The sequence below is a fragment of the Pseudorhodoplanes sp. genome (genome assembly GCF_050250235.1).
Taxonomy (GTDB): Bacteria; Pseudomonadota; Alphaproteobacteria; order Rhizobiales; family Xanthobacteraceae; genus Pseudorhodoplanes.
This window is the reverse complement of the sequence record NZ_JBFWPA010000303.1, coordinates 1-3243: the sequence shown is the minus strand read 5'-3', so window position 1 is coordinate 3243 and position 3243 is coordinate 1. Positions and strand designations below refer to the sequence as shown.

The 3243-nt window shown below is 56.5% G+C and carries 4 protein-coding genes; all 4 read left to right on the top strand.

Annotation, left to right across the window (positions count from 1 at the left end; genetic code table 11):
- Positions 1-191: 191 nt before the first annotated feature.
- Positions 192-1574, top strand: a complete 1383-nt coding sequence (locus AB7F49_RS39110; RefSeq protein ID WP_428533343.1) for a site-specific DNA-methyltransferase — start codon at positions 192-194, stop codon at positions 1572-1574.
- Between the two features lie 207 nt (positions 1575-1781).
- Positions 1782-2426, top strand: a complete 645-nt coding sequence (locus AB7F49_RS39105) for a hypothetical protein (protein WP_428533340.1) — start codon at positions 1782-1784, stop codon at positions 2424-2426.
- Between the two features lie 184 nt (positions 2427-2610).
- Positions 2611-2949, top strand: a complete 339-nt coding sequence (locus AB7F49_RS39100) for a DUF5681 domain-containing protein (protein ID WP_428533337.1) — start codon at positions 2611-2613, stop codon at positions 2947-2949.
- Positions 2950-2963: 14 nt separating this feature from the next.
- The coding region (locus AB7F49_RS39095) for a DUF5681 domain-containing protein (RefSeq protein ID WP_428533345.1) at positions 2964-3243 on the top strand (280 nt) is incomplete at its 3' end.

Below are 3243 nucleotides of genomic sequence, written 5' to 3'. Positions count from 1 at the left end.
ACCTCCGGGACGTGCTGGAACGCATGTCCAACGGCCATCCCATGGCCCAGCTCGATGATCTGCTGCCTTGGAACTGGGCCCGGCTAGCCACCGCAGCCTGAGCGACGTGCTAGGAATGGACGGTTACCCTGTATTTGATTCGCGATTTTGTCGGTCCGCTTTGCTTCTGGACCTTAGGCTTGGAGGTCACCGTGGGCACGCTGACCATCAAATATAAGGACCCCCGGAAGCTCAAACCGAGGGCTAAAAACCCGCGGACGCACACCCCTCGTCAAATCAAACAGATCGCAGCCAGCATCCAAGAATTCGGATTCATAAACCCGGTATTGCTCGATGGGTCTGACGGGATCGTTGCGGGCCACGCCCGGGTCGAGGCGGCAATCTCTGTGGGTATGACAGACGTCCCGACGGTCCGGGTCGATCACCTCTCCCCCGCCCAGATCCGGGCATATGTGATCGCAGACAACAGGCTCGCCGAAAAGGCCGGCTGGGATCGGGAGCTGCTAGCCTTGGAACTGCAGGAACTCTCCGTCGAACCAAACTTCGACGTCACGGTAACGGGGTTTGACACCGCCGAAATCGACATTCTCATCAGCGAGGCCAGCGACACCGAGCCGGACGAAGCCGACATCGTCCCAGAGATCGACCGTTCCGAACCTGCGGTATCCCAACCAGGTGATCTTTGGCGTATCGGCGATCATTTCCTTTTGTGCGGGGACGCACTTAAGCCCGCGAGTTACGAGCGCCTCCTGCGCGGCAAGCGGGCGCAAATGGTGTTTACCGATCCGCCCTACAATGTTCGGATCGCCGGCAACGTCTCGGGCCTGGGCAAGGTCAAACACCGAGAATTCGCGATGGCGTCCGGCGAGATGACTCAGCGCGAATTCACGAGCTTCCTGAAACGCGCGCTCTCCAACTTGGCAGATTTCAGTGTCGATGGCTCGATCCATTTCGTCTGCATGGATTGGCGGCACATGCGCGAATTGACCGATGCTGCCGACGAGGTCTACGACGAACTCAAGAACCTCTGTGTCTGGTCCAAAAGCAACGCCGGTATGGGCTCGCTGTATCGATCAGCCCATGAATTGATCTTCGTTTACAAACATGGACGGGTAAAGCATATCAACAATGTCGAGCTCGGCCGGTTTGGCCGAAACAGAACGAACATCTGGCCTTATCCGAGTATGAGCAGTTTCGGAAAGGACCGCGATGCCGCTCTTGCCGGACATCCGACGACGAAGCCTCTAGCACTCGTCAGCGACGCTATCCTCGACTGCTCAAAGCGTGGCGGCATCGTGCTTGATGCCTTCGCCGGAAGCGGTACTACCCTTCTCGCAGCTGAAAAGACCGGCCGGCGCGGCTATGGCATCGAATTGGATCCGCACTATGCGGACGTTGTCGTCCAGCGTTTCGACGACCTTCATGGGATGAAAACCATCCATCTTGATTTGAAGTCTAGCTTCGACCAGTTGAGGAGCGAGAGGACGCAATCGCGGATCAACGAGGAAAGGCCGAAAGTGAGAAAGGTCGATAACAAGGGCGAACAAGCCCGCTCGAAAAGACGCCGGCTATAGGCCCATGAATTGCGACCACCATGAAGTCACAGCGCTAACCAAGCTCGCTTGCCACAGCTCCTCCAGACACTCGATAGCGCGACGATCGCTGCAACAGTCGACCACACGTCCTAAAAACTCCATTTGACAACTTAAATTAGAACCCGCATAGATACTTCATTAATGTGCGGGTCGGGTCGTGCCCTGTTGGACCAGCTTGGTAAAGTCGTGAAAACGTTCAAGCGCAATCAAATTGAAGAAGCGATAGCCGCATTATCGGACGAGCCCACCAAAAAGCCCAGCGCTGCTCTGCGCACGCGCATTAAGCGGCTGCTTGATACCGACCGTAATCTGGGCCGCAACGCACGATCGAACGACCCTGAAAAAAACCAGTATGCATTCTATAGTGAAGATGCGCCCGGTAAAGGCGTAGAAATTTTGTTCTCAGAATATGAGGCTTTTGCCGTGCACCTCGGTCTGCGGCTTCTAGCACACGGATGGCCACAGGCCTTTGTCGTCTCCGTGCTGCGACGGGAGCGCGCTGATCTTGAGGCTCAGCACGATCGAATTCTGAAGCAGGAACCAAACGAGCTTTTTGACGATAAGAAGATCATGGAAAAAGCAGCTCCAGGTGCCCTCGCGTTCAATAATGCGGATCCGGTGTTCCTGCTGATCGTCTCCCCCACTATGTCGATGCAGGACAATTTGCAGCAGCTTTCAACAGGTGTCCGGCACGGGGAACTGGCGGCTGCTGAATTCCGCAAACAGCGCAACGCTATCTCGACATCCTTTTTTGAATTGGCGACCCCCGCGCGTTACCTGCACGACGCACTTGCGCAATCGGAGCCACGCAAGCGCGGTCGCGGCGCCTGAGCGAGCGCACCAGAAATCGGTCAGCCATATTTTTATTAATTAGAACCTCTTGTCAAGTTCCTAAGATCACCTTAATTACGAGCTTGACGGTGGGGCGGATCAACTCGCAGAATTTTAAAACCCGTTGTTAGGTTCCTTTGACCTGCGGGCTGTGCCGACGCCGATCGTTCCAGGAAGGAGATTGATGATGGCGAAGTCAAAAAGGCCCGGTGGGTCAAAACGCTCCGGAGGCGGTCACGGCAAACCGTTGAAGCACTCTCAATTCAAGAAGGGTGTCTCCGGAAACCCGCGTAAACGCCGGACGGGCAGTAGAAATCTCAACACACTTTTCCGACGGGCGGCTCGCCGCCAGGTCACGGTGACTGTCAACGGGATACCGCGACCTACTACAAGAGCGCAAGCGATCGTCCTCGGCCTGGCTGCCAAAGCTCATGCTGGCAATCCGCGTGCGTTGCTTAGGCTTCTTAGTTTGATCGACCGAATGCGAGGCCGACAACCGCAAGTGCGACCGGCCCCTCGATGAAGGAGGTGAAGTGCATGGCGCGATCAAAACAGTCGCGATATCCGAAGGCGACCGCAGGACGGAACGCTCTCCGGGACAATGACTATGATGTCGGCCGCGCCAAGCCGCCGAAGCATACCCAATTCAAAAAGGGCGAATCCGGCAACAAGGCTGGGCGGCCTAAGGGAAGCAAGAACCTCAGCACCCTCATCATGGAAGCGGCACACGGTCAGGTGACGGCGACCATTGATGGCAAGAAGCGCAAGATTTCGAAGGTGCAGGCTACCACCATGCAGCTGGCAACCAAAGCCGCGG

What these genes read in the sequence shown, in the direction of transcription:
- AB7F49_RS39100 (WP_428533337.1), top strand. Translation starts at nt 2,611, where the DNA reads ATGATGGCGAAGTCAAAAAGGCCCGGTGGGTCAAAACGCTCCGGAGGC.